Origin of the sequence: Streptomyces sp. JJ38, from assembly GCF_019303475.1 — a bacterium.
GTDB lineage: Bacteria > Actinomycetota > Actinomycetes > Streptomycetales > Streptomycetaceae > Streptomyces.
In genome coordinates, this window is record NZ_JABLSI010000003.1 from 162,689 (window position 1) to 163,426 (window position 738).

General features: G+C 70.6%; 1 protein-coding gene. It reads left to right on the plus strand.

The genetic code is table 11. The features are described 5' to 3' along the window. The first annotated feature begins 99 nt into the window (after positions 1-99). Positions 100-558, plus strand: a complete 459-nt coding sequence (locus HPT28_RS02650) for a MauE/DoxX family redox-associated membrane protein (protein ID WP_219088781.1) — start codon at positions 100-102, stop codon at positions 556-558. Positions 559-738 lie beyond the last annotated feature (180 nt).

Here is a 738-nt window from a genome sequence, read left to right on the forward strand (position 1 = left end):
GGCCGAGCGGCGCGCGTCGGTGGTGAGGGAGTGAATCCGCGGCCAGGTCGGTGAGCGCGCTCACGGTTCGTGGTGTGGGAGCGGCCGTAGCGTCGGGGCATGGTGCTCCGCCTCGTCCTCGGTTTCGTCTTCACCGCCATGGCTGTGGGCCAGCTCGCCTCCGTCGCCGCCATGCCGGACATTCTCGGTGCGTACGGTCTGGTCCACGGCGCCGCGGCGGCCGTGCTCGCCGTCGCGCTGATCGTCGTGGAGCTGGTGTGCGGGGTCTGGTTCCTGTCCCGGCCCCGGTCACGGGCCCTCGCTCCCGTGTGGATGTACACGGCGGTGGCCGTCGTATGGGCGATGCTGGCGGGCCAGGCGTTCGCGCGGGGTCTGACCGTGGACAACTGCGGCTGCTTCGGGAACTACCTCACCCAGAGCCTGAGCTGGTTCGTCCTCGTCCAGGACGCTCTGCTGCTGGTTTACGCCGCGGTGTTGCTGCGGACCGCCTACCGGGTGGACGGCGCCGCGCGGTCGGCCGGTGACGCGCCGGCGGGGCGGCGTGCCCAGCTGCCCTGAGACGTGATGGTGTCCGGCTCCGGATGCCCCGCCAACGAGAGGGAGAGTGCCGATGCCCCAGACGCCGAAGCCAGGGCGCAAGGTGGACCGGGACGAGGTGTTCGTGGAGTTCACCAAGTCGATCTGCCCCCTGTGCAAGACCACCGTCGACGCGCAGGTCAACATCCGGGAAGGCAAGGT